Raw genomic sequence first — 25,459 nt, 5'->3', positions numbered from 1 at the left:
CTACTCGTCCTCGTTCGCCTCGGCGTCCGACCCGCCGTCGCTGGCGAGTTCGGGTTTGTCCTTCGAGGCGTTCTCTATCGCGGCGTTGGCGAGGCGCGACTGGAAGCCGTGGTACTTCGCGACGCCGGTGGCGTCCTCCTGCGTGATGCCGCCGACCGTCTTCGTGTTGAACGAGGCGGCCTCCTCGGAGTAGACGGCGAACTCGGACTCGCGGGCGACGGGGCGGGCGCGGCCGCCGTCGAACTTGATGGTGACGGTGCCCGTCACGCGCGTCTGCGTTTCCGCGATGAACCCCTCCAGCGCCTTCACGAACGGCGCGTCGATGAGACCCTGGTAGCCCTTGTTGGCCCACTGCTGGTCTATCTGCTCTTTGAAGTCGCGCTCCTCCTTCGTCAGCACGAGTTGTTCGAGCCCCTCGTGGGCGGTGAGCAGCGTCGTCGCCGCCGGGTGCTCGTAGTTCTCGCGCACCTTCAGCCCGAGCATGCGGTCCTCCATCATGTCCGTGCGGCCGACGCCGTACTGGCCGGCGAGGGCGTTCACGTGCTCGATGAGGTCCGCCGGGTCCATCGCGTCGCCGTCGACGGCGACGGGGTAGCCGTTCTCGAACTCGATTTCGACCGTTCCGGTCTCGCCCGTCGGTGCCTCGGTCCACTCGTAGATGTCCTCCGGCGGGATGTAACCGGGGTCCTCCAGTTGGCCGCCCTCGATGGAACGGCTCCAGAGGTTCGTGTCGATGGACCAGACGCCGTCGTTGCCGGCCTGCACCGGCAGGTCGTGCTCGTCGGCGTACTGCTTCTCCCACTCGCGCGTCAGGCCCATCTCGCGGACGGGCGCGACGACTTCGAGGTCCGAGGAGCGCCAGATGGCCTCGAAGCGGAGTTGGTCGTTCCCCTTCCCGGTACACCCGTGCGCGAGGGCGTCGCAGCCCTGCTCCTGGGCGACCTCGAGGATGGCCTGCGCGATGACCGGGCGCGCCAGCGCCGTCCCCAGCGGATAGCCCTGGTACGTCGCGTTCGCGCGGACCGAGTCGAAACAGAGGTCCGCGAACTCGTCTTTCGCGTCGACGACGTGAATGTCGAGTCCGTGCGCATCCGCCGTCTGCTTGGCTTCCTCGAACTCGGATTCGGGCTGGCCGACGTCGACGGTGACGCCGACGACTTCGTCGTAGCCGTACTCTTCCTGTAGCAGCGAAACGCAAACCGTCGTGTCCAGTCCGCCGCTGAACGCGAGTGCCACGCTTGTCATATACCTCACTGTGGCCGTTCGGGGGTGATAAATTACACGGTGTTAAGCCACGAAAATAAAGGGTAGAGATGCCTATACGGGAGCTGAGCGCTTTCGAGTTTTCCAACAAACCGTCGAAGTGTAGTGTGTAGTAGGCCCTAGAGGGCCGGTCGTCGCGGTCGTCGGACGCCGACGGGCCGCGCCGGAAGAGAAACCGTCGTCGCGGGCGCCGAGGCGTCCGGACGCGCGGCTCTCGGGGAGTCGTTGACGGCGACCGCCGAGACCCGCGTCATTGAGACATCTCATCGAGTACGTCCTATTAAATCCTTCCGAGAACGCAACGGTTGCCGCGCGGAGCGGCGGCCGACGCGGGGTTCGGCTCACCCCGTTGGCTCGGTTCCCTCCTCCGGGTCGCGGAAGACGCGCCGCTCGATGACCGAGGACTGGCCCATCAGGACCGTCCCGAGCATGCTCATCAGGAGCACGTAGCCGACGGCGAACGCGGGGATGATTTCCCGCATGACGGGCGTCGACCCGCCCGCGGCGAGCGCCGCGATGACGAGCGAGAACTCCCCGCGCGGCACCATCCCGAGACCGGCCCGGAGCGACCGGCGCTTCGAGAGGTCGTAGGCGCGCCCGCCGAGGTAGCCCGACAGCAGTTTCGCGGGCGTCGTGAGGGCGACGGCGAGGACGAGGGGGACGGCCGCCGCGGCCAGGAGCGTCGGGTCCGTACCCACGCCGATCCAGAAGAAGAACACCGCGCCGAACACGTCGCGGATGGGGCTGAGGCGGCGCTCTATCTTCTCGCGGTGCCCGCTCGTCGCGAAGCCCATCCCGACGAAGAACGCCGCGACGGCCTCGCTCACGCCGAGCGCGAGCGCCACTCCCGAGATGGGCACGACGACGGCCAGCGTCCGCAGCACGAACGCCTCCTGTCCGGCGCCGCCGAGGAGGCGAGCGAACAGCGACGTCCCGTACTGGACGGCCAAGAGGAGCACTCCCAGGAAGCCGAACGCCACCGCCAGCGACTGGACGATGCTGCCCGTCCCGGCGTCGGCGCCGCCGAGCACCAGCGAGGTGACGACGGCGAGGTAGACGGCGATGAAGAGGTCCTCGAAGACGAGCGTCCCCAACAGCGGTTCGGCCTCCGGGTTGGCGATCCAGCCGAGGTCGATGAGCGACTTCGTGATGATGGCGCTGGAGGAGATGTAGACGATTCCGCCGAGGAGGAGCGACTCCACCAGCGACCACCCGAGGACGAGGCCGATGGCGACGCCTATCGGGAGGTTCACGACGAGGTCGACGACGCCGGCGCGCGTTATCTGCGTGCGCGACTCCAGCAGTCGGTCGAGGCTGAACTCCAGTCCGAGGAAAAAGAGGAGGAGGACGATACCAACCTCCGCCAGCAGCGTCACTATCTCGCCGTTCGGGACGTACGGCAGTCCGAACCGCCCGGCGACGAACGGGCCGGCGAGGACGCCGCCGACGACGTACAGGGGGATGACCGACAGGCCGAGACGGAGCGCGATGGCACCGGCGACAGCGAGGACGACGAACAGGTGGCCGAGTTCGAGGAGCGCCGCCGCCATCAGTCCCCGCGCACCATCGACGCCACGTCTCGGCACGCCTCGGACGGTCCGATGACGATCAGCGTGTCGCCGGCCTCGATGGTGGCCTCACCGCCGGGCGAGACGATGACCCGCTCGCCGCGTTCGATGGCGATGACGGACGCGCCGGTCGCCTGCCGGAGGTCCGAATCGGCGAGCGTCCGCCCGACGACGGGCGAGTCCTCGCCCACCTCGACCCACTCCAACAGCGTGTCGCCGCCGAGAAGCGTCTCTATCTCGTCGGTCTGGACCGGTTGGAAGTACGCCCCCTCCAGCAGGGTCCCGACCTGTCTGGCGAGTTGGTCGGAGAGTTCGAACAGTTTCTCCGAGTCGCTGTCGGCGTCCGCTCGGCGGAACACCTCTCGCTTCCCGCTGTTGTGCGTCACGATGACGAGGCGGGCGCCGTCGCCCAGTTCGACCTCGTGCTTCTTTCCGACGCCCGGAAGGTCGCTCTCGTAGACAGTCACGGGTGAACTTCGACGCCGGGCGACAAAAACGCTCCCCGCCGGGCGGCCCCTCCTCGCCCGCTTCCTCTCATACCGCCGACACGCCGACGACCCACAGCACGGCGGCTATCGCCAGACACGCCGCGGGCGGGATGGAGGCGTTGTCGTCGATGACGTAGCCGCGGACGACCGGTTTCATCCCGTCGGCCACCGTCGCGCCCGCCGACCCCGCGACGGCGGCGAGGAGGCCGCCGACGCCGGCGACGGGGTAGAGGACGGGCGCGCTGACGGCCAGACAGACGAGGAACATCGCGGCCAGCGTCCCGAGTTGCTTGAACTCGTCCGCCTCGCGCGTCCGCCCGAGCAGCCCGCTCACCGGGTCGCCCACGGCGAGCATCAACATCCCGGGGACGGCGACGTACGGTTCGAAGACGAGGGCGACGGCCGTCATGCTGTACACGTACAGCGCGTAGCCCGCGAGGTTCGTCTGCTCGTACGACCGGGTGAGTTCGTCGTATATCGCCCAGTCGAGGCCGACGCGGAGGCGCAGGAACTCCAGGACGGAGACGACGGCCGAGAACAGGACCATCAGGAGGGTGAGCTGTCGCCACGAGATGACGCCGAGGAGGTAGGCGAGCGGAACGGTCGCGCCGCTGACGTGGACGAGGCGGCGCTTGACCTCGCTCTTCGAGAGCGAGGAGAGGCGGGGACGCACCGTCGTCTCAGGCGTCCGCTAGTTCGTCGTACTCCTCGGCCAGTCCGTCGAACGTCCGGTCGCCGCGCCGCACCGCGTCGAGTTCGTCCGCGAGGGCACCGACGGGCGCGCGGACCTGCCGGCCGGAGTCGCGTTCGCGGATGGTGACCGTCTTCTCGCCGTCGCCCTCCAGACCGTCCCGGTCGACGGTGACGCAGAACGGCGTGCCGACCTCGTCCTGCCGGCGGTAGCGGCGGCCGATGCTGCCGGAGTCGTCGTAGACGACGGAGAACCCGGCCGCCCGGAGGTCCGCGACGATGTCGTCGGCGAGGTCGACCAGTTCGTCGACGTTGCTCACGAGGGGGAACACGCCCACGTCGCGGGGGGCGACGCCCGGCGACAAGGAGAGGTACGTCCGCTCCTCGCCGTCCACCTCGTCCTCCTCGTACGCGTGCGCGAGGAGCGTGTACACCGTGCGGTCGACGCCGAAGGAGGGTTCGACGACGTGCGGCGTGACGTGTTCGCCGCTGATGGTCTGCTCTTCCACCGAGAAGTTCGCCACGTCCGTCGGGACGGCGAACTCCTCGCCGTCCGCCTCGACCGTCACGTTCTCGCCCTCGAAGGCGTCGGGGTCGCGTTCGGCCAACGCTTCGAGCGCCTCCTTCACGTCGGCCGCCGCGCCGCCGAACTCGGGGCCGAGCACGGACATGTCGGGGTCGACGACGGCGCGTTCGACCGTCTGCGGTTCGTCGTACTGTCTGAAGACGGTGAAGTCGTCGTCGGCGTGTTCGCCGTGCTTCGAGAGGTCGTAGTCGGAGCGATAGGAGAAGCCGGCTATCTCTATCCAGTCGCCGTCCACCTCGCTCTCGGCGTCCCAGCAGTCCGAGGAGTAGTGGGCGCGTTCGCCCGCGAGGTGCTGGCGGAACCGGAAGCGGTCCATGTCGACGCCGATTCGCTCGTACCACTCCTGTGCGATGCCGAGGAAGTAGCCCAACCACGCGTTGCCGATGGTGCCCGCCTCGACGGCGTCGCCTATCGTCGTCTCGACGTAGTCGCCGTCGTCGGCCTCCTGTTCGGTCGCCGGGTAGAGCAGCACCTCCACGTCCTCCACTGTCGATAAGTCGGGTTCGTCGCGCTCGGGGTCGATGAACTGCTCCAACTCCGCCTGCGTGAACTCCCGCGTCCGAACGATGCTCTTGCGCGGCGAAATCTCGTTGCGGTAGGCCCGACCCACCTGCGTCACGCCGAACGGGAGGCGGTTGCGCGCGTACTCCTTGATGCGCGGGAACTCCACGAAGATGCCCTGCGCCGTCTCCGGGCGGAGGTAGCCCGGCGTCGACGACCCGGGGCCGATGTTCGTCTCGAACATGAGGTTGAAATCCTCCACCGACTGGCCGGCGAGGTCCGCGCCGCAGTTCGGGCAGACGAGGTCCAGGTCCGAAATCATCTCGGCGGCCTCCTCCGGCGAGAGCGTCTCGGCGTCCTCTAGCTCGGAGTGGTCCTCGATGAGGTGGTCCGCGCGGTGGGACTCGCCGCACTCGGCGCACTCGACGAGCATGTCGTCGAAGCCGTCCAGGTGGCCCGACGCCTCGAAGACGGGTTCGGGCATGATGGTCGGGGCGTCTATCTCCATGTTGCCCTCCTGCGTCGCGAAGCGGTCGCGCCAGGCGTCCTCGACGTTGGACTTCAGCGCGGCCCCCTGCGGACCGTAGGTGTAGAAGCCGGAGGTGCCGCCGTAGGCGTCGCTCGAACCGAAGTAGTAACCGCGGCGCTTCGCCAGTTCGGTGAGGCGTTCGCCCTCGGTGCGGTCCTCGGCCATTACAGCGCCTCCAGCAGGTCGACGTCGCGGACGATGCCGACGAGTTGGTCGCCGCTGACGAGCGGTATCTGCTCGATGTCCTCGGTGATCATCGCCTGCGCCGCCTCGACGGCAGAGGTGCGCTTGGAGACGGTCACCATCTCCGTGCTCATGAACGTCGAGACGGGTTCGGCCGGAATCTCGACGTTTCGGGTGGGGATGTAGCGGCTGCCGACGGCTTTGATTCCCTCCCACATCCACTCGTTGTCCTGGCTCGCCATCGACTCGCCCGTCTCCTCTTCGCCCTCGACGACCCGCGCCACGTCGATGATGTCGACTTCGGTGAGGATGCCGGACATGGTGCCGTCGTCGTCCAGTGCGACGGCGTACGGGACGTTCGCGTAGAATATCTCCCGCTCGGCGACGGTCAGGGGGGTGCCCTCGTACGTCGTGTTCACGTCGTCGGAGGCGACGTCCGCGGCGGCGATGTCGAGTTCGACCTCCTCGCGGGCGATGACCCGAATCACGTCGGTGACCGTGACGATGCCTTCGAGTTCGCCGTCGACGACGGGGACTCGGCGGGTACCCTCCTCGACCATGAGGCGGGCCACCTCCTCGACGCTGGTGTCGGCGGACGCCGTCGGCACCTCGTGCATCAGGACGGCGAGTTGGTCCTCGTCGGGGTGTTCGATGAGGTCCTCGCGGGTGACGAGGCCGCGGAACGCCTCGCCGTCGTCGGTCTGCTTGACGACCGGTACGGAGGAGAAGCCGCGCTCTTGGAGGTACTCCAACACGTCGTCGCGGGTACCGGGGAGTTCCACGGTCACCACGTCCTCTCGCGGCGTCATCGCGTCGGCTACGTTCATACCCCGTCGTACTTGCCGCCTCCTCTTGTAGTCTGCGAAGGTTTGCGACGCCCTCTCGCTGTCTCGTATCGGGGTTACCCGCCGCGGTTTCCGCCGTTCCCGCGGTCCCCTCGGACCGTCCGCCCCGCTCTCACTCCGAGGCGTCGCCCGCCCCGCCGGTCGCGTCGTCGCTCGCGCCGACATCGGCCGCATCGGCTCCCGACGCGTGCCGTCGGACGGCGTCGAGGTCCGGGAAGAACTTCTCCGGTTCCTCGTGTTCGACGACGCCGACGACGGTGCCGTCGAGTTTCTGGAGGCGGGTGTACATCAGTCCCGTCTCGGCGGCGGCCGTCGCGCATCCGAGCGCGTTCCGGAGTTCCCACGCGCCGGCGACGAACACGGCCGTCTCGATATCCGGCGCGAACAGCGCCGTCACCGTGTACATCAGCCCGTCGTTCTCGGCCCGGTAGACCTCGTACTCGGGGAACGACGCCCGCTCGAACAGTTCGGACACCTCCTCGGCGTCGTCGCCGGGGACGACGTACGCGAGTCCGAACGCCTCCCCGTCGCCCTCGTTCTCGTTCTCGTTCTCGTCGCCGTCTCCGTCCTCGCTCTCCGCCTCCGCCGACGGGCCGAACGGCCCGCAGTCCCCCGCGGCGATGCGGAGCGTCCGCCAGCCGTCCGCCTCGAACTCGTCGGCCAGCGCGTCCATCTCTTCGAGGGTCGCACCCCACGCCTCGCGGCGACGGTCCGCCCCGCTCGCGATGCGTTCGGCCTCGGACACGTCCTCGTCACCGGCTTCGACCATACCGCTCGTGGACGGCCGATGGGGTAAAAGGCGTCGAAGCGCCGCATCGCGCGGCCCTCGCGGCCGGTTCGACCGGCTCAGTAGTTGATGCCGAAGACGACCTCCATCAGGAACGACGCGAGGAGGATGCACACCGACCCGAGGAACAGTTTCACCCCGCTCGACGGGCGCTCCTCGGGCGTCGGTCGGAGCCGCGGCGGCAGCACCCTATCGAGAGCGACGCCGACCGCCCGCTCGATGCCGACGGGTTCGTCGCTCCCCGAGAACAGGCCGCCGCCGTCTCCCTCCTTCCAGGCCGCCTTCGGCCGGAGCTTCAGCGACGCGTAGCCGAACACGGCGAACCCGGCGAAGAACATGAACCACTTCGCGCCGGGGAGACCGCCGCCCGCGGCGGCGCTGACGAGCGCACCGACGACGAACGCGACGACGGTGAGGACGACCGCGTAGGCCGCCGCGTCGACGGCTTTGACGGCGAACCGGTGCGAGTCGAACGCCATGGCTCAGTCGGTCAATCGCTCGAACACCGTCGCGGGCTCCTCGTACTCCGGTTCGTGGCGGTGACAGAGGCTCACCCGTCCGTCGCCCACCGCCTCCTGGTCCGGCATCTCGTGGTCGCAGACGCTGTTGAACTCCTCGCGGAGGTACGTCCGCGCGGCGTCCTCGTCGCCGTCCTCGGCGTACTCCGCGGCCTCGCGGATGTGCCGCATCACCTCCTCGTCCGTCTCGTGGCCGTCGAACACCTCCGCGACGATGTCGTCCATGTCGGCGCGGTGGGTCTCCCGCCCAAGCAGCGCTCGCGCTCGGTCGCTCAGCGACGGGTTCGCCCGCGAGCGCTCGCGGAGCACCTCGCGGAACACCTCGATGCGTTCCCACTGCCCGCGGTCCATCTCCTCGTACCCCTCCGGCCGTATCTTCACCGGACAACGCGTCGAGAACGGACAGCCGGTCGGCGGGTTCCGCGGACTCGGCGGCGTCCCGCGGAGCGTGATGCGGTCGCGCTTCGCCGTCGGGTCCGGTTCGGGAATCGACGACAGGAGCGCGTGGGTGTAGGGATTCGCCGGGTCGTCGAACAGCGCCTCGGCGGGGCCTATCTCCATGATGTTTCCGAGGTACATCACGGCGACGCGGTCGCAGATGTGGCGGACGACCGCGAGGTCGTGCGCGATGAAGAGGTAGGTCAGCCCGAACTCGTTCTGAAGGTCCTCGAGCAGGTTGAGAATCTTCGCCTGCACGGACACGTCCAGCGCCGAGACGGGTTCGTCGAGGACGACGAAGTCGGGTTCGAGCGCCAGCGCGCGAGCGATGCCGATGCGCTGTCGCTGCCCGCCGGAGAACTGGTGGGGGTAGCGGTAGTAGTGCTCCTCCTGGAGGCCGACGGTTTCGAGCAGTTCGCGCACCCGCGCGCGTCGTTCGCTCGGCGTCTTCCAGTCGTGCACGTCGAGCGGTTCCCGGACGAGTTCGCCGACGGTCATCCGCTCGTTGAGGCTCGAATCGGGGTCCTGAAAGACCATCTGCACGTCCTCGCGGAACTGCTTGAGGTCGTCGCCGGACAGCGTCGTGATGTCCGTCCCGTCGAGTCTGACTTCGCCGTCGGTGGCCTCTTCGAGGCGCATCAGCGTCCGCCCCAGCGTGGACTTCCCGCACCCGGACTCGCCGACGAGTCCGAGCGTCTCGCCGCGCCGGATGTCGAAGGAGACGCCGTCGACGGCCTTCACCGGGTCGCCGCCGAGGAAGCCGCCGCCCTCGTAGTACGTCTTGAGGTTCCGCACCTCCACCAGCGCGTCCGACCCGGCCCGCCGTCCGACCGCCTCGGACGCCTCCGAAGCGCCGCTCATCGCGTGTCACCTCCGCGGGCGCCCTCGGTTCGGTGGACGTCGACCGCCTCCTCCGTCTCCAACTCCTCCGGGTACAGCAGGCACGCCGCCCGGTGGTCCTCGGCGTCCTCGGAGACGTCCACCGGAACCGGGTGGACCTGCCGGCAGTCCTCGAACTCCTTCGGACACCGAGGCGCGAACCGGCAGTACGTGGGCTCCTCGTTCGGCGTCGGCACGTCGCCCTCGATGGTGGCGAGGCGCTCGCCCGCGTCGAGTCCCTGTCCGGGGATGGCGTTGAGCAGTCCCTGCGTGTAGGGGTGCTTCGGCGACTCGAACAGTTCGACGACGGGGGCGCTCTCGACGATTTCGCCCGCGTACATCACGTTGACGCGGTCGGCCACCTCCGCGATGACCCCCATGTCGTGGGTGATGAACATGATTCCGAGGTCCCGTTCCTCCTGTAGCTCTTCGAGCAGTTCGAGAATCTGCGCCTGAATCGTCACGTCCAGCGCCGTGGTCGGTTCGTCGCAGATGAGCAGGTCGGGGTCGCAGGCGAGGGCCATCGCGATGACCGCGCGCTGCCGCATCCCGCCGGAGAACTGGTGGGGGTACTCGCGGATGCGCCGACGGGCGTCCGGAATCCCGACGGCTTCGAGCAGTTCGACGGCCTCCCGCGTCGCCTCCGACCCGCTCATGCCGCGGTGGAGCCGGAGGGACTCCTTTATCTGGTTCCCGACGGTGTAGACGGGGTTCAGACTCGTGAGCGGGTCCTGAAACACCATCGCGATGCTGCCGCCCCGAATCCCGCGCATCTGCTTCGGCGTCTTCTCCAGGAGGTCCTCCCCCTCGTAGACGATGCGCCCGTCGTCGATGCGGCCGGGGGTGTCGACCAGCCGCATGATGGAGCGCGCCGTCACCGACTTCCCGGAGCCCGACTCGCCGACGATACCGACCGTCTCGCCGCGGTGGATGTCGAAGGAGATGTCGTCGACGGCGCGGATGACCTCCTTGTCGGTGTAGAACGCCGTCCGGAGGTTCTCGACCGACAGCAGCGGCTCGTCCGTCCGCTCGGGGTCGGCGGTGCGTTCGACGCTCACGCGCCACCACCTCCCGCGGCCGCGGCCTCGGTCTCGCCCGTGTCGGCCTGCGGGTCGATGGCGTCGCGGATACCGTCACCGAAGGCGTTCAGCCCCGTCACGACGAGCGTGATGAGGATGCCCGGGATGAGCGAGATGTGCCACGACGGGCTCGCGACGTACTGCTGTCCGTTGGCGATGAGCCGACCCCACTCCGGCGTCGGCGCGGTGATGCCGATGCCGAGGTACGAGAGGCCGGCGACGCTGATGATGATACCGCCGAGGCTGAGCGAGGCGTAGATGAGCATGTAGCTGAACACGTACGGCGCCATGTGTTTCCGCATGATTTGCGTGGGCGTCTGTCCGAACGACTTCGCGGCGTCTATCCACTCCTCCTCCGAGACCTGTAACGCCGGTCCGCGGATGGCCCGCCAGATGAACGGCCAGTACACCAGGCTGAAGATGAGGATGAACAGCACCGCCCCGTCGTACAACTCCTGTATCCACGTCCCCTGGAAGACGACGATCATCAGAATGAGTACCATGATGACCGGTAACGCCTGTATCGAGTCGGAGGTGAGGATGACCGCGAAGTCGGCCAGCCCCTTGTAGTAGGCGGTCACCATCGCGAGCGCGAGTCCGATGAGGCCCGCGATACCCATCGACAGGACGGCGATTGTGAGTGATATCCGCGCTCCGAACGCCGTCTGCGTGAACAGGTCTTTGCCGCTCACCGCCGTTCCGAACGGGTGGAACCGACCGAACTGGTCGTACGTCATCGGGCCGACGTTCTCCTCGCCGGCCCCCTGCGACCCGGACGCGAGGTTCGCCTCGCCGACGAGCAGCGAATCGACCGTGTCTGTCTCCTCGTTCCAGTAGCTTATCTCGTAGCTGTACGGCTGGAGGATGTTCTGCTCCATCGTCGTCGGTCCGACCGTCGGCGCGAACACCGCCAGCACGACGAAGAGGACGACCACGAGGAGTCCGAAGTTGCCCCAGGTGTGCCCGCGGAACCGGTCGATGACGTCGTCGCGCGGCGTCCATCCGACGCGGCGGTAGTGGCGGCGGAAGCGGTTGTAGCCGTTCCAGAGCCACCCGAGGACGGCGAAGGCGTAGGCGTACACGACCAGCAGTCGGAGGGCCCACGCCCCGGCGGGCGAGAGGTTGAGGAAGGTGTCGACGTACCGGCTCCCGTTCCAGTAGCCCTGATTCGGTATCACGTCGCGCGAGATGAGCGTCGGAATCGCGTCGAAGGCGGCTTGAAGCGACTGCACGGCGCCCGCGCCGGGGTCGCCGGGCAGGAGGTTGACCACGACGCCGGCCAAGGCGCCGACGACCTGGAGGATAGCACCCAGTTCCACGCCGAGGAGGACGGCGCCGACGGCGGCCCATATCAGCGCGGGTTGGGGATTCTCAGCGACTCGTCGTCGAAGCGTCGTTTCGGTGTTATCTGTCGTAGCCACGATGAATCACCCGTCGTACCCGACGCGCGGGTCGATGACCGTGTACAGGAAGTCCTGTAGGATGTTCGTGCCGACCAGGATGAGGATGAAGATGTACATCAGCGTCCCGATGAGCGGCAGGTCGCCGTTGATGGCCGCGTTGAAGAACAGCCACCCGAGACCGTTGATGGCGAAGACCGTCTCGACGAACACCGACCCGCCCAGGAGCAGGAACGCCTCGCCCGTGATGATTGGCACCAGCGGGATGAGCGCGTTCCGGAAGATATGCTTCCAGACGAGCGAGCGGCCGGAGACGCCCTTCGCTCGCGCGGTCTCGACGTAGTTCGAGTTGATGGTCTCGAGGACGGCCGTCCGGCCGATGCGCATCTCGTTACCCATCGACGCGGACCCGAGCACCAGAGCGGCCGGAGCTATCTGCTTCGTCGCCCGGAGGAACGATTCGAGCCAGCCGGCGGGGTCGCTGAGGAATCCCTCTATCGGCGACCGGAAGAACCCGAGCGCCGGCGGCGTGACGACGTTCGTCCGAACGATCCACGTCTGCCACGCGAACAGTCCGTTCGTCCACGTTCCGAGTTGCGAGAGGGCGGTGACGAGGATGATGGCCAGCCAGAAGTTCGGCATCGCGCGCCAGACGATACCCCCGAACGACGCGAGGTAGTCCGAGGAGGTGTTCGGGTTCAACCCGGCGTAGAAGCCGAGCGGAATCCCGACGAACAGCGCGATGAGCACCGACCAGAAGCCGAGCCAGATGGTCCGGGGGGCGTACACCTCGATGAGTTGGTACGCGCTCGTCCCGGGGGCGATGACCCACGACCGGCCGAGGTCGAAGGTGAACAGTCGGTACATGAACTCGAAGTACTGGCTCCAGAGCGGTTCGTTGAGCCCGAGGTTCGACCGTATCTGCGCCGCGGCCTCCGGGGTGTACTGCGTCCCCAGAATCGCGGACACCGGGTCGAGCGGTCCCAGTCGGATGAGCGCGAACGTGATGGTCGTCCCGAAGATGACCACGGGAATCGACATCAGTATCCTGCGGAGGAAGTACTGCCACCGACTCATGGCGTCTCTCCGCGAGCGGTCCGTTCGAACATTGAGTGAACGTTCACTGGGTAATGTGGATATGTCTTGCGTTTCTGTATCATCGTATTCCACCGTACAGCGGCTCTGCTGTCCGCCCGTAGGGCGTTCCGAAATAGTACTGCACGGCTGTCAAAAACTATTGAAAGTTTTTGGTCAGCGGTGGGTGCTTCTATCGGGTCAGTTCGACTGCTCGGTGAGCGTGACGTTGTTGAGCTTCTGCCGGCTCGGACCCATGCCGCCGAACGGCTCTATCTCGACGTTGTCGTACCAGAACCGCTCGTCCTTGGCGTTGTAGATGGGCAGCATCGCCACGTCCTCCCAGTTGGCCTGCTCCATCGCCACGTAGGCCTCGTTGCGGGCCTGCTGCGCCTGGTCGGTCGGCGCCGCGTTGTTGACGACCGTCTGGTAGGCGTCCGTCGCCTGCTGAGCCGCGTCGCCGTTCTCGCTCGTCCAGTTGACGTACGAGATGGGACCCGGCTGCGAGGTGTCCGTCTGCGGCGGGTTCAGAAGCTGCAGGAAGTTGTCCGGCGCGGGCCAGTCGGCGATCCAGCCGAGCGTGTACGCCTGGAGCTGTCCGTTACGACCGCGTTCGAGCAGCGTCGAGAAGTCGGCCTTCTCTATCTGCATGTTGATGTGGGCCGACGCGAGCTGGTCGCGCAGGATGCCCGCCATCTGCTCCCAGGTGTTGGAGTTGTACTGCGTCCACTGCACCTCGAACTTGTTGTCGGGGCCGTAGCCGGCCTCTTCCATGACCTGCCGCGCGGCCTGGATGTCGGTCTCGCCCATGCTGTAGGGGTACTCGGACTCGACGAGTTCGGTCGCGGCCTCCGCGCCGCCGGGGAAGATGGTCGGCGGCGTGAACAGCTGCGCCGGGGAGCCGCGGTTCTTGAACACCTCCGAGACCATCTGCTCTTGGTTCAGCACGTACGCGAACGCCTGCCGAACCGGCTTCGGCACCTTGCTCATGTTGAACCCGACGTAGTAGATGGACAGCGTCGGGACGCCGACGTAGTTCGCCGTCGCGTTGTTCCGGAGTGGGCCGTACGTCCCGGTCTCGCGACCGTAGTCGTCGGTCTCTTCGACTTGGACCTTCGCGGGGTCGAACTGCGCGGTCGGCAGCTCGAAGTAGTCCGCGTTCCGGTTCATCGCGTAGTTGTACAGGGCCGTGTCGTCCTCGATGACCTGCCAGCGGACGTTGTCGACCTTCGCGACGTTGCCGTAGTAGTCGTCGTACTTCGTGACCGCCGCGGAGGTACCCTTCTCCCAGAACGCGAACTGGAACGGCCCCGCGCCGACGGGGTTCGTGTTGGCGAACTCGTCGTAGGATAGCTGGCCGTCGTAGTCGCCGACGTCGCCGACGAGCCCCTCGGGGACCGCCGCGAACGACGTGTAGGCGAACATCTCCAGCGTGTCGTGGAACGGTTCGCTGAGGCTGACGGTGAGTTCGGTCTCGCCCGTCGCCTCGACGCCGAGCGACCCCGGGACGTAGCTGTCCTCCCCGTCCGTCTCGTGCTGGACGCCGACGGAGTCGAGGATGAAGTAGGCGCGGCGGCTGTTGCTGGAGGCCGCGAGGCGCTCCCACGCGTAGACGAAGTCGGAGGCCGTGACCTTGTCGCCGTTGTGGAAGGTGGCGTCGGCGAGCTGGAAGGTGTACGTCCGGTAGTCGTCCGACACCGTGTAGTCCGCGGCGAGTTCGTTCTCGACGGTCGGCAGCGCGTTCGGGTACGCCATCAGGCAGTCGAACAGCTGCTGGATGACGATGCCCGAGGCCGTGTCCGTCGCCGCGACGGGGTCCAGCGTCGTGATGGTTCCGCTCAGCACGCGGTTGAACACGGAACCGGACAGTTCGCTGCCGTCTCCGCTCTCTTCGGTCGCCGTCCCCGTCGCTTCCGTGCCGGTTCCGGCCCCGCCGGACTCGGTCGTTCCTTCGCCGTTCCCCTCGCCGGAACACCCGGCGAGCGCAGTCACGGCGGCCGCTCCGCCCGTCGCCTTCAGAAATCCGCGGCGCGAGAGTTTGGTACTATCTGGCATTCAAACTAAAATTTGGATTCTCGTGGATAAAGTTACCGCATTCGACTCGTTTGATATAGCATGACGTACCAGCCGTATAATTTCATGCGTAGTCGCCCATATATGCCGAGCGCTGCACACAAAAACGCGTTTTCTGTTTTCTTGTATCTTTCTCGCTTTCTCGGTGGAAACTATCGGTACCGCGACGAATCCGGCGGCGTTCCGACGAGTTTATGTATGGTTGTTACACAGTATCATACATGACGCCGAATGCGACGGCTGCGTCCGACGCGTCGCGCGCCGAGGTGATGGCCTCGGTGGACTCCACCCCCTCCGGTTCGGAGTTCATTATCGCGGACATCTCCTGCGACGACGCGTGGCTCTCGATGTGCGAGACCGAGGCGCCGTCGCTTCGAGACTGGGCCTGACGGCCCCTCCGAACCCGCGGGCGCGCCACGTCCGCGGTTCGACTCGTCCTCCTTCGTCTCTTCTCTCGCCGCCGAGCGTCGGCCCCGTCGACGCGCCGCGGGCCGCCGGTCGCCCGCGTCCGAACGGGCCGGTCACGAACACTGAACACTTTTGGCGGTCCCACGCGAGGTCCCGGGTATGAACTATCGGGCAGTCGAGTCCAGTCGCGAGTTCCTCGTCTCGCTGGACCACGGGGCGGACTGGCGCGAGGAGATCGAGGAGTTCGCCGAACTGGAGGATATCGAGTCGGCGTGGTTCAACGCCATGGGCGCAGTGCAGGACGCGGAGGTGTGGTTCTACGACCAGAGCGACCAGGAGTACCGCTCGGTGACGTTCGACGAACCGCTGGAAGTCGCCGCCTGCGTCGGCAACGTCGCCCTCCTCGACGGCGACCCGTTCGCCCACACCCACGCCGTCCTCTCCCGCCGGAGCGGACAGTCGCTGGCGGGCCACCTCAACGCCGCCACCGTGTTCGCCGGCGAGGTGTACATCCGCGCGTTCGACGAACCCCTCGAACGCGAACACGACGACGTGACCGACCTCGACCTCTGGTTGTAAGCCGTGCACGAGGACGACGAACGGTACTTCGCGCGCATCGAGGGCCGTCTCGACGAGGCGTTCGACCTCGCGCGCGCGGCGAAAGAGCAGGGGCGCGACCCTCAGCCCGAGGTAGAGATTCCGGTCGCCAAGGACATGGCCGACCGCGTCGAGAACATCCTCGGAATCCCGGGCGTCGCCGAACGCGTCCGCGAGTTGGAGGGTGAGATGTCCCGCGAGGAGGCCGCCCTCGAACTCGTCAACGACTTCGTCGAGGGGAGCGTCGGCGACTACGACTCCCGCGCCGGGAAGGTCGAGGGCGCGGTCCGGACGGCCGTCGCCCTCCTCACCGAGGGCGTCGTCGCCGCGCCGATAGAGGGCATCGACCGCGTCGAGATTCTGGAGAACGACGACGGCACCGAGTTCGTCAACGTCTACTACGCCGGCCCGATTCGCTCCGCGGGCGGGACGGCGCAGGCGCTCTCGGTGCTCGTCGCCGACTTCGCCCGGTCGCTGCTCGGCATCGACGAGTACGAGGCCAGAGAGGTCGAGACCGAGCGCTACGCCGAGGAGGTCGCCCTCTACGACAAGGAGACGGGCCTCCAGTACTCGCCGAAGGACAAGGAGACGAAGTTCATCGCGAAGCACATGCCCATCATGCTCGACGGCGAGGCGACGGGCGACGAGGAGGTGTCGGGCTTCCGCGATTTGGAACGCGTCGACACCAACTCCGCCCGCGGCGGCATGTGTCTTGTTCTCGCGGAGGGTATCGCCCTCAAGGCGCCGAAGATTCAGCGCTACACGCGCCAACTCGACGAGGTCGACTGGCCGTGGCTCCAGGACCTCATCGACGGCACCTACTACGACGGCGCCGACGGAGACGGGGAAGACGCCGAAGACGCCGAGGCGGAGGACGACGACGAAGCGGCGGCCGACGAGGAGGCGGACGACGCCCCCGACGGGTCGCCCGAACCGACCGGCCCCGCCCGCGTCGAACCCGCGACGAAGTACCTGCGGGACCTCATCGCCGGCCGGCCCGTCTTCGGCCACCCGAGCGAGGCGGGCGGTTTCAGGCTCCGATACGGTCGCTCCCGCAACCACGGCTTCGCCACCGCCGGCGTCCATCCGGCGACGATGCACCTCGTCGACGACTTCCTCGCCACCGGGACGCAGATAAAGACCGAACGCCCCGGGAAGGCCGGCGGCGTCATCCCCGTCGACTCCATCGAGGGGCCGACGGTCAGACTGGCCAACGGCGACGTGCGCCGCATCGACGACCCCGCGGAGGCCCTCGAAGTCCGCAACGGCGTCGAGGAGATTCTCGATTTGGGCGAGTATCTCGTCAACTTCGGCGAGTTCGTCGAGAACAACCACCCCCTCGCGCCCGCCTCCTACGTCCACGAGTGGTGGGTGCAGGAGTTCGCGTCCGCCGGCGCGCCCGTACAGGCCCTCGAAGACGACCCGGGCGTCGAACTCGACGACCCGAGTCCGAAAGAGGCGTTCGCGTGGGCCACCGACTACGACTGTCACCTCCACCCGAAGTACACCTACCTGTGGCACGACATTTCCGTGAGCGAGTTCGAGACGCTCGCCGACGCCGCCGCGTCGGGCCGCATCGCCGAGGTGGAGTCCGACGGCGGGATGGTCGTGCGGTCGGGCGACGCCGCCCCGACGGACGGCGTCCTCGAACTGGACCGAACGGGGGAACTGACCCGGACGCTCGAACGCCTCCTCGTCGAGCACACCCAGACCGAAGAGACGCTCCGCGTGCCGAACTGGCGGCTTTTCGTTCGCTCGCTGGGTCTTTCGGATTCCCTCGAAAAGGAGTGGACCGACCTCTCCCCCGAGGCGCGCGAGTGGGACGGCGGCGACAACGCGGTGAAGGCCGTCAACGAAGTCGCCCCCTTCGACGTGCGCGAACGCGCGCCGACTCGCATCGGCAACCGGATGGGCCGCCCCGAGAAGTCGGAGTCGCGCGACCTCTCGCCGGCGGTCCACACGCTGTTTCCCATCACGGAGATGGGTGGCAACCAGCGCAACGTGGGCGAGGCGGCCCGCGCCCGCAACGACCGCGGCCAGCGCGGGAAACTGGACGTTCTGGTCGGCGACCGAATGTGCCCGGACTGCGGCGCGCACACGTACAAGAACCGCTGTCCCGACTGCGAGGTACACACCGAACCGCACTTCGAGTGCGAGGACTGCGGTACCGTCCTCGAACCCGACGAGTCCGGCCGCGTCTACTGCGAGCGCTGCGAACGCGAAGTCGAGAGCGTCGACTGGTTCTCCGTCGACCTGGCGAGCGAACTCCGCTCGGCGCTCGAAACCGTCGGTGAACGCGAGTCCTCCTACCCCATCCTGAAGGGCGTGAAGGGACTCACCTCCGCGAACAAGACGCCCGAACCGCTCGAAAAAGGCATCCTCAGAGCCAAACACGGCGTCTCCTCGTTCAAGGACGGCACCGTCCGCTACGACATGACCGACCTGCCGGTCACCTCGGTCCGCCCCGCCGAACTCGACGTCACCGTCGACCACTTCCGCGAACTCGGCTACGAGACGGACATCGACGGCGAACCCCTGCGCTTCGACGACCAACTGGTCGAACTGAAAGTGCAGGACATCGTGCTCTCGGACGGCGCCGCAGAACACATGCTGAAGACGGCCGACTTCGTCGACGACCTCTTGGAGAAGTTCTACGGGTTGGAGCCGTTCTACCAGGTCGAGGAGCGAGACGACCTCATCGGCGAACTCGTCTTCGGGATGGCGCCGCACACCTCCGCCGCCGTCGTGGGGCGGGTCGTCGGCTTTACGTCCGCCGCCGTGGGTTACGCGCATCCGTACTTTCACGCGGCGAAACGGCGGAACTGCTTCCACCCGGAAACCAAAATCTGGTACCGTGACGAAATCGACGAGTGGCACCACGGGCGAATCGACGAGTTCGTCGAGGCACGTTTAGAAGACCCTGACACGGACGATTTCGGAACGCTCGTGCAGGAACTCGACGGCGACGTGTTTGTCCCGTCGATAGACGAGGACGGAGGCGAGGTGGTGAAACCCGTCGAAGCGGTGTCGAAGCACCGTGCACCGGACCAGATGGTTCGCATCGAGACGCGGAACGGACGCGAACTGACGGTGACGCCGGACCATAAGATGCTCCGGTTTGACGGCGCCGACATCGAGGAAATCAGGGCGACAGAAATCGGTCTCGGCGATTCGATTCCGGTCGGGTCGGCACCACCCGAAAATGCCTCAACGGGCGGCGCAGCCACGTCCGTCGCCACCGACGGCGGAACAACGGCCGACGAAGTCGTCACCGTCGATTACGTCGGTTCCGATACCGACCACACGTACTGCTTGACTGTCGAGGAGACGCACACCGTTCTGTCGAACGGCGTATATGCGAAGCAATGCGACGGCGACGAGGACTGCGTCATGCTCCTCATGGACGGCCTCCTGAACTTCTCGAAGGAGTTCCTCCCCGACAAGCGCGGCGGGCAGATGGACGCCCCCCTCGTGATGTCCTCGCGCATCGACCCCTCCGAAATCGACGACGAGGCGCACAACATGGACATCGTGCGCCGCTACCCCGAGTCGTTCTACGAGGCGTCTCTCCGGATGGCCGACCCCGGCGAGGTGGAAGAGGACATCAAACTGGGCGAGGACACCCTCGGCACCGACGACGAGTACCGGGGATTCGAACACACCCACGACACCACCGACATCGCCCTCGGCCCGGACCTCTCGGCGTACAAGACGCTCGGGTCGATGATGGACAAGATGGACGCCCAGTTGGAACTCGCGCGGAAACTCCGCGCCGTCGACGAGACGGACGTGGCCGAACGCGTCATCGAGTATCACTTTTTACCTGATCTCATCGGCAACCTCCGCGCGTTCTCCAGGCAGGAGACGCGCTGTCTCGACTGCGGGGAGAAGTATCGGAGAATGCCGCTGACGGGCGACTGCCGGGAGTGCGGCGGACGGGTGAACCTCACCGTCCACCAAGGCTCCGTGAACAAGTACATGGAGACGGCGATTCAAGTGGCCGAGGAGTTCGACTGCCGGCCCTACACCAAACAGCGCCTCGAAGTCCTCGAAAAGAGCCTCGAATCCGTCTTCGAGAACGACAAGAACAAGGCGTCGAAGTTGGGCGACTTCATGTAGGACCTTTTTGCTGACTCGGGTCGCGCTACGCGCGACCGCTCGTTGCAAAAAGCTCCACCAAAAAGCTCCCGTGAGGCTCGCGTTCGCTCGCCTCACGGTACAACTGCTTCGTTCTTTCCGCACCACCCCGCTCCGCGATTCGCCGCCGAGATTTATGCCCTCGGCCGTCGATTCCTCTCACATGGTCGACGAGACACCCAGCGTCAGCATCGGGAGCACCGTGTACACCGAAGACGGCGAGGAACTCGGCAGCGTCCGCGGGTTCGACGACGACGGGTTCTACGTGTCGACCCGGGAGGGAATCGTCAGCCTCTCGGTCGAACACGAACGCGCCGGCCACGAGTTCGGCGAGGCCGAACTGATGTGGCGGTGCGGCAACTGCGGCGAGATGGGCGACGTGGAGGAGATGCCCGACTCCTGTCCGAACTGCGGCGCGGCCAAAGAGGAACTGTACTACTGGACAGAGGACTGACGCGGACGCGAACCCGGACCCGACCGCTTTTTCCGCCCGCCGACGACCGCCCGACATGGATGTACTCGTCTTCGGCGCCGGTAGTCTCGGCACCCTCGTCGGCGCGCTTCTCGCCCGCGCGCACGACGTGACGCTCGTCGGCCGCGACCCGCACGTCGCCGCCGTCCGCGAGGGGGGCGTCCGCGTCTCCGGCGCCGTCGACGCTCACACCGCACCCGCCGCGACGACCGAGTACGACGGTTCTCCCGCCGATGTAGCCGTCGTGACGGTGAAGTCGTTCGACACGGCGGCGGCCGCGGACGCCCTCGCGGGGGGGTCGTTCGAGGCGGTGCTCTCGCTGCAGAACGGTTTCGTCGAGGAGACGCTGGCGGCGCGACTCGACGCGCCCGTCCTCGCCGGCACCGCCACCTACGGCGCGCGCCTCCTCGACCCCGGCCGCGTCGCCTGCACCGGCGTCGGACGCGTCGCTCTCGGGGCGCGGCGCGGCGGCATCGACCCCCACGCCGAACGCGTCGGCAAGGCGTTCCGCGACGCCGGAATCGAGACGCTCGTCGCGGCCGACATGCCCCGGCGCCGCTGGGAGAAACTCGCCGTCAACGCCGGTATCAACGCCGCTACCGCCCTCGCGCGCGTCGAGAACGGCGCGCTGACCGACGACCCCGGACGGGAACTCGCCCGCCGCGCCGCCCGCGAGACTGCCCGCGTCGCCCGCGCCGAGGGTGTCTCGCTGCCGAACCGCCGCGCCCTCTCGGCGCTGGACGAAGTGGTCGAGGCGACGAGCGACAACCGGTCGTCGACGCTGCAGGACGTGGACGACGAGAAACGAACCGAAGTCGACGCCATCAACGGCGCCGTGGTCGAACGCGGGGAGCGACACCGTTTGGACGTCCCGACGAACCGAACGCTGGCGGACCTGCTTCGGACGTGGGAGGCCGGGCGCGGCGTCCGCGAGGCGGTCGAGGCGTCGGCGCCGACCCGACAGAAGGAGTCGAGTCAGTGAAGGCCGCGCGTCCCGAACCGGCGCGCGTGGATAGACAGACCGCCTGGCTCGTTCTGATCGGCGCCGCGTTCTTCGAGACGGCGTGGGCCGTCGGATTGGAGTACGCCGACGGCTTCTCGAACCTCCGCGCGACGGCGTTCGTCGCCGTCGCTCTCGTCGTGAGCATGGCCGGCCTCGCCGCCGCCGTCGAGGTGCTGCCGGTCGGCACCGCCTACGCCGTCTGGACCGGAATCGGCGCGGTGGGCACCGTCCTCCTCGGCATCGTCCTGTTCGACGAGTCCACCTCGCCGGTTCGACTCGCCTGCATCGTCGCCATCGTCGCCGGCGTTGCCGGACTCCGTCTGGCGGGCTGAGGCCCTCTCCCTCCGACTCTACTCCAAGTAACCGAGGTCGCGCAGGCGTTCCTGCGCCTCCTCGTCCATCTCCTCCACGGAGTCGTCCGAGACGTCGTCGCTCAGCGCGTCGGTCCACGCGCCGCCGACGTTCGACTCGAACGCGGAGAGGGCGGACTCCGTCTCGGCTATCGCCTCGTCGTCGCTCTCCGCGAGGTTCTCCGCCTCGCCGGGGTCCTCGTCGAGGCGGTAGGCCTCGTCGGGGATGCGGTCGATGCGGACGTACTTCGCGTCGGTGCGCCGCGCGGCGCGCATCCGCGAGTAAAAGCGCGAATCTTCGGGGAGCGTGATACCGGCGTCCGACGCCTTCTCCTCCAACTGCTTCAGTTCCACCACCGGACGGGAGTACTCCACGAACGCGTACTCTCCATCGTGAACCCGTCCGGGGTCGTCGTTCGCCGTCTCGGGTTCCGAGAACTCGCGGTAGGACTGCGAGAGCAGCGACCGGGTTCGGTCGAGGGTGACGGCGTCGTCGCCGGGCGAGGCGGGCGTCCCGCCCTCGACCTCCAGAGCGTCGAGTACCGTGTGATAGAGGTCGACCAGTTCCACCTGGTCCTCGCGGCGTTCGTCCTCCAGCGCCGGATGTTTCACCATCAGTGGGACGTTCACGAGGGGGTCGTACAGGCAGAACTCGTGGCCGTACAGGTCGTGTTCGCCGTGGAGTTCGCCGTGGTCGGCGCAGACGACGACCATCGTGTCGTCCCATCGGTCGGTCTCTTTCAGCCAGTCGAACAGGCGGCCGAGTTGGTCGTCGATGTGGGCGATTTCGGCGTCGTACAGGCCGCGAATGGCCTCCCACTCGTCGTCGTCGATGTCGCGCGCGCCCGCGTTGTACTCCTTGGAGTTCTGGCAGACCTCCGTGGAGTCGACGCCGGGGGCGAACTTCTCGGCGAACTCCTCGGGCGGATGGTACGGCAGGTGCGCGTCCATGAGGTTGATGAACGCGAACGACTCGTCCGAGGAGTCGATGAACTCCGCCGTCCGGTCGATGACGGCGGGCGTCTTCGAGTCGGCGCCGCCGCCGCCGGCGAAGTACTCGTGGGCGGTGTTGCCGAGGCTGACGAGTTTGTCCGCGACGGCCCGGAGCGCCTCGTTGTCGTTCATCGTCTTCCACGCCTTCGCCAGCGGTCCCGAGAGGAACTCGCCGGGCATCACCTCGAAGAAGTTGTCCTGACTGTCGAAGCCGTCGGTCAGGTGGGTGTACGGCGTGATCCAGGCGTTCGAGGAGTAGCAGGCGGTGTCGTACCCCGCCGCCGAGAGCGTCTCCGCGAGGGTCGTCGCGCCCTCCAAGTAGGGGTTCTCCTGGTCGGCGCCGTGGTGCGAGGGGTACATGCCGGTGAACAGCGACGCGTGGACGGGCAGCGTCCACGGCGCCGGAGCGACCGCCTGCTCGAACACCGTCGCCTCCTCGGCGAACGCGTCGAGGTTCGGCGTCGTCCCCCGGTCGTACCCGTACGGCCCGAGGCGGTCCTTCCGAACCGTGTCCATCACGACGAAGAGAACGTTCTCGGGTGCCTCAGTGCTCATACTCGCCTCTCGGGGGGAGGGGACGAAAGAGTCACGGGTTTTCGCTCGCCGCGCGGGACGGCGTGAAACGGGCTCTCGTTCCGTTAGAAGGGCGCCTGCGGGCCTTCGTCGCTACCGCCGTCGTCGGAACTCGACTCGCCGGGGAACGAGGGGGACATGCCGCCGTCGTGGCCGCCGTCGCCGCCCATCCCGGTGTCGGCGTTGACCGTCTCTATCTCGGGAATCTCCTTGACCATCCGGCTCTTGATGGCCTGAATCGTCATCGGGGAGATGCCGCATCCCGAGCAGGCGCCGCCCAGCATGATGGTGACCTCGCCCGTCTCGCGGTCGAGGTGCTGGATGGCGGCCGACCCGCCGTGCATCTGAATCTGCGGGAAGTTGCGCCGCAGGAAGTTGGTGACGCGTTCTTTCAGGTCTTCGTCGGCGTTGGTCGCGTCCGTGCTCATGTCTCGCGATTCGGGACGAACCGGCTTAGGCCTTTGGTTCGTGCGAATCCGACTCAGCCGCTCACGCCGAACACGCGGCGGTGTTCGGCCTTCAACTCCTCGACGTAGCGCTCCAGCACGGCGTCCAGTTTCTCGTCGTCGACGACGACGCCGGTCAGTCGTTCCTCGGGGTTCTCCGGGAGGCGAATCCGAAACTCGCCGTCCTCGTAGACGGGTTCGGACTCGTTCAGAATCTGCTGGTCGATGGCGTGGATCAGGTTCGAGTCGTACTCGTCGTTCATGGTGCTGAAGGCGTTCTTGTAGGCGCGCTGGAGTTCCGGGAAGTAGTGGACGTACTTGTCCTCGAACTTCTCGGGGTCGAACTCGGTCATACCTGTCTGTTCCCGTTCGAGAAGAAAAGTCGGACGGTCGGCGGCGCGGGGATCGTCCGTCCTCCCGCCGACTGCCATTTTGTATAGCATCATAGAATTTATCGCCACATCCATCCGCTGAATGCCCCTCTCCACAAATCGACACTCGTGCGGGCGCTTCCGGCCGGTTGCACTCGTTACGCCGCTCCGCGTTTCGCCGCTCGGGCGTTCGGCTCCCGTCGATCCGTCCGACGACTAACCCTCAGAGCGACTGCCGGCATCGCGACGCTCTCGCCGGGCTGCCGGCGTGGAAGAGAAACCGTTCCGGCGACACGGGCGCGACTGAGGTATCGGACACCGCCGACGCATCGGCCAACGACCGACCCGCGCGGCCTCGCTACTTGATTTCGGACCAGCGGTTAACTCCGGGAATGGGGTAACGTACGTCGGCCGACGCGCCGACGATTTCCGCCTCCGCCGTCTCCGGGCGAACTGATTCGTGTTCCCCGTCGGCCCCCGCACCGGCGACTCGGACGGCTTTGTCGCTCCGGTCCGTCGCTTTCCCCCCGCTTTCATCCTCCTCGACTCGACTCTCATCGCTCGCCCGATTTCCAGACTTCGGATTCGGACGAGATGGGCCTCTCCGCCGCCTCTGCCGGCATTTCGAGTGTAGTCCGTCCGACCGCTCCTCTTCCCTCAGTAAACTACATCGTGCTATATCGAATCATGCGCTCGCGAAATCGAACGCAGCCGTCGCTGGCGGATCGCAGTCGGCTCTTGCGAACGCCGTCGCAGGATTAGGGAATCGACGACCCGTTCAGCGTCACCGACACCGAGTCGACGAACGCGTCGTCGTTGTCCGAGGCGGTGAGGGTGGCCGTCTGGTTCACGGGGAAACGAGCGCCGGTCACGCTGGTCTGACCGGGGTCGACCGTGTCGGTCCAGACGCTGGAGCCCTCGCCGTCGATGACGGCCACCTTCCGGACGTTCTGTCGGGTCGTCGCGGCGTCGGTGAGCGTCACCTTCACCACGGCCTTGTTCGCCGTCCACGACTCCGACAGCGAGAGGGAGTCGAACACGCCGGACTCGTCGACGCCGTCGGCACTGAGCGAGAGACCTGTCGTCACGCAGCCGCCGAGCGAGGCGACGCCGACGGCCGAGAGGCCGGCGAGCAGTCGTCTACGCGTATGCGAACCTTCCATAGCTGTGAATCACGGCCGAGCGACCGTACCGACACTCCGCCCGCG

General features: G+C 67.1%; 23 protein-coding genes. 6 read left to right on the top strand and 17 right to left on the bottom strand.

What is annotated here, in order from left to right:
- The 13 genes from NDI79_RS17825 to NDI79_RS17765 all read right to left on the bottom strand — a co-directional run bounded on the left by NDI79_RS17825 (nucleotide 1) and on the right by NDI79_RS17765 (nucleotide 14,883).
- Nucleotides 1-1,245 (bottom strand): argininosuccinate synthase, encoded by a 1,245-nt coding sequence (locus tag NDI79_RS17825; RefSeq protein WP_310930005.1) that lies wholly within the window; start codon nucleotides 1,243-1,245, stop codon nucleotides 1-3.
- Nucleotides 1,246-1,604: 359 nt separating this feature from the next.
- Entirely contained in the window at nucleotides 1,605-2,813 is a 1,209-nt protein-coding gene (locus NDI79_RS17820) for a cation:proton antiporter (protein WP_310930218.1), read from the bottom strand.
- Complete coding sequence (locus NDI79_RS17815) at nucleotides 2,813-3,298, bottom strand: cation:proton antiporter regulatory subunit (protein WP_310930004.1); 486 nt, start codon at nucleotides 3,296-3,298, stop codon at nucleotides 2,813-2,815. The genes NDI79_RS17820 and NDI79_RS17815 overlap by 1 nt, the downstream gene beginning before the upstream one ends.
- Before the next feature lie 67 nt (nucleotides 3,299-3,365).
- Nucleotides 3,366-3,992, bottom strand: a complete 627-nt coding sequence (locus tag NDI79_RS17810) for a diacylglycerol/polyprenol kinase family protein (protein ID WP_310930003.1) — start codon at nucleotides 3,990-3,992, stop codon at nucleotides 3,366-3,368.
- A 7-nt stretch (nucleotides 3,993-3,999) separates the two neighbouring features.
- Nucleotides 4,000-5,790 carry a glycine--tRNA ligase gene (glyS, locus tag NDI79_RS17805; RefSeq protein WP_310930002.1) on the bottom strand — a complete coding sequence of 597 codons (1,791 nt, stop codon included), beginning with the start codon at nucleotides 5,788-5,790 and terminating at the stop codon, nucleotides 4,000-4,002.
- Nucleotides 5,790-6,635 (bottom strand): CBS domain-containing protein, encoded by an 846-nt coding sequence (locus tag NDI79_RS17800; RefSeq protein WP_310930000.1) that lies wholly within the window; start codon nucleotides 6,633-6,635, stop codon nucleotides 5,790-5,792. The genes glyS and NDI79_RS17800 overlap by 1 nt, the downstream gene beginning before the upstream one ends.
- Before the next feature lie 130 nt (nucleotides 6,636-6,765).
- Nucleotides 6,766-7,422 carry a DUF7529 family protein gene (locus tag NDI79_RS17795; protein ID WP_310929999.1) on the bottom strand — a complete coding sequence of 219 codons (657 nt, stop codon included), beginning with the start codon at nucleotides 7,420-7,422 and terminating at the stop codon, nucleotides 6,766-6,768.
- A 77-nt stretch (nucleotides 7,423-7,499) separates the two neighbouring features.
- Nucleotides 7,500-7,919 carry a DUF7555 family protein gene (locus NDI79_RS17790; protein ID WP_310929998.1) on the bottom strand — a complete coding sequence of 140 codons (420 nt, stop codon included), beginning with the start codon at nucleotides 7,917-7,919 and terminating at the stop codon, nucleotides 7,500-7,502.
- Nucleotides 7,920-7,922: 3 nt separating this feature from the next.
- On the bottom strand, nucleotides 7,923-9,257 hold the full coding sequence (locus tag NDI79_RS17785; RefSeq protein ID WP_310929997.1) for an ABC transporter ATP-binding protein: 1,335 nt from the start codon (nucleotides 9,255-9,257) through the stop codon (nucleotides 7,923-7,925).
- Nucleotides 9,254-10,333, bottom strand: a complete 1,080-nt coding sequence (locus NDI79_RS17780) for an ABC transporter ATP-binding protein (protein WP_310929996.1) — start codon at nucleotides 10,331-10,333, stop codon at nucleotides 9,254-9,256. Before NDI79_RS17780 ends, NDI79_RS17785 begins: the two co-directional genes overlap by 4 nt.
- Nucleotides 10,330-11,775 carry an ABC transporter permease gene (locus tag NDI79_RS17775; protein ID WP_310929995.1) on the bottom strand — a complete coding sequence of 482 codons (1,446 nt, stop codon included), beginning with the start codon at nucleotides 11,773-11,775 and terminating at the stop codon, nucleotides 10,330-10,332. Before NDI79_RS17775 ends, NDI79_RS17780 begins: the two co-directional genes overlap by 4 nt.
- A gap of 6 nt (nucleotides 11,776-11,781) precedes the next feature.
- Nucleotides 11,782-12,831: an ABC transporter permease gene (locus tag NDI79_RS17770; protein ID WP_310929994.1), complete on the bottom strand. Its 1,050-nt coding sequence runs from the start codon at nucleotides 12,829-12,831 to the stop codon at nucleotides 11,782-11,784.
- 198 nt (nucleotides 12,832-13,029) lie between these two features.
- Nucleotides 13,030-14,883 (bottom strand): ABC transporter substrate-binding protein, encoded by a 1,854-nt coding sequence (locus NDI79_RS17765; protein ID WP_310929993.1) that lies wholly within the window; start codon nucleotides 14,881-14,883, stop codon nucleotides 13,030-13,032.
- A gap of 239 nt (nucleotides 14,884-15,122) precedes the next feature.
- On the opposite strand from NDI79_RS17765, the gene NDI79_RS17760 reads away from it, so the two are divergent.
- The 6 genes from NDI79_RS17760 (at nucleotide 15,123) to NDI79_RS17735 (ending at nucleotide 21,850) form a co-directional block, all read left to right on the top strand.
- A complete protein-coding gene (locus tag NDI79_RS17760; protein ID WP_310929992.1) occupies nucleotides 15,123-15,290 on the top strand; it encodes a DUF7556 family protein in 168 nt (55 codons plus the stop codon).
- 178 nt (nucleotides 15,291-15,468) lie between these two features.
- Nucleotides 15,469-15,888 carry a PPC domain-containing DNA-binding protein gene (locus NDI79_RS17755; protein WP_310929991.1) on the top strand — a complete coding sequence of 140 codons (420 nt, stop codon included), beginning with the start codon at nucleotides 15,469-15,471 and terminating at the stop codon, nucleotides 15,886-15,888.
- 3 nt (nucleotides 15,889-15,891) lie between these two features.
- The gene (locus NDI79_RS17750; protein ID WP_310929990.1) at nucleotides 15,892-20,025 is read left to right on the top strand and encodes a DNA-directed DNA polymerase II large subunit; all 4,134 of its coding nucleotides are present in this window, start codon (nucleotides 15,892-15,894) and stop codon (nucleotides 20,023-20,025) included.
- 181 nt (nucleotides 20,026-20,206) lie between these two features.
- Nucleotides 20,207-20,497: a DUF7130 family rubredoxin-like protein gene (locus NDI79_RS17745; RefSeq protein WP_310929989.1), complete on the top strand. Its 291-nt coding sequence runs from the start codon at nucleotides 20,207-20,209 to the stop codon at nucleotides 20,495-20,497.
- A gap of 55 nt (nucleotides 20,498-20,552) precedes the next feature.
- Nucleotides 20,553-21,497, top strand: a complete 945-nt coding sequence (locus NDI79_RS17740) for a ketopantoate reductase family protein (RefSeq protein WP_310929988.1) — start codon at nucleotides 20,553-20,555, stop codon at nucleotides 21,495-21,497.
- A complete protein-coding gene (locus tag NDI79_RS17735; protein ID WP_310929987.1) occupies nucleotides 21,494-21,850 on the top strand; it encodes a DMT family transporter in 357 nt (118 codons plus the stop codon). The genes NDI79_RS17740 and NDI79_RS17735 overlap by 4 nt, the downstream gene beginning before the upstream one ends.
- 18 nt (nucleotides 21,851-21,868) lie before the next feature.
- Here the strand turns inward: NDI79_RS17735 and NDI79_RS17730 are convergent, their stop codons facing one another.
- The 4 genes from NDI79_RS17730 to NDI79_RS17715 all read right to left on the bottom strand — a co-directional run bounded on the left by NDI79_RS17730 (nucleotide 21,869) and on the right by NDI79_RS17715 (nucleotide 25,414).
- Nucleotides 21,869-23,416: a sulfatase gene (locus NDI79_RS17730; RefSeq protein ID WP_310929986.1), complete on the bottom strand. Its 1,548-nt coding sequence runs from the start codon at nucleotides 23,414-23,416 to the stop codon at nucleotides 21,869-21,871.
- Nucleotides 23,417-23,499: 83 nt separating this feature from the next.
- Nucleotides 23,500-23,862 carry a NifU family protein gene (locus NDI79_RS17725; RefSeq protein ID WP_310922090.1) on the bottom strand — a complete coding sequence of 121 codons (363 nt, stop codon included), beginning with the start codon at nucleotides 23,860-23,862 and terminating at the stop codon, nucleotides 23,500-23,502.
- 53 nt (nucleotides 23,863-23,915) lie between these two features.
- Nucleotides 23,916-24,233, bottom strand: a complete 318-nt coding sequence (locus NDI79_RS17720; protein ID WP_310929984.1) for a DUF5783 family protein — start codon at nucleotides 24,231-24,233, stop codon at nucleotides 23,916-23,918.
- A 776-nt stretch (nucleotides 24,234-25,009) separates the two neighbouring features.
- On the bottom strand, nucleotides 25,010-25,414 hold the full coding sequence (locus NDI79_RS17715) for a hypothetical protein (RefSeq protein WP_310929983.1): 405 nt from the start codon (nucleotides 25,412-25,414) through the stop codon (nucleotides 25,010-25,012).
- Between the last annotated feature and the right edge of the window lie 45 nt (nucleotides 25,415-25,459).

The sequence above is a fragment of the Halogeometricum sp. S3BR5-2 genome (genome assembly GCF_031624635.1).
Classification (GTDB): Archaea; Halobacteriota; Halobacteria; order Halobacteriales; family Haloferacaceae; genus Halogeometricum; species Halogeometricum luteum.
Note: the sequence above shows the minus strand (reverse complement) of the source record. Positions and strands in the feature narration are given on the sequence as shown.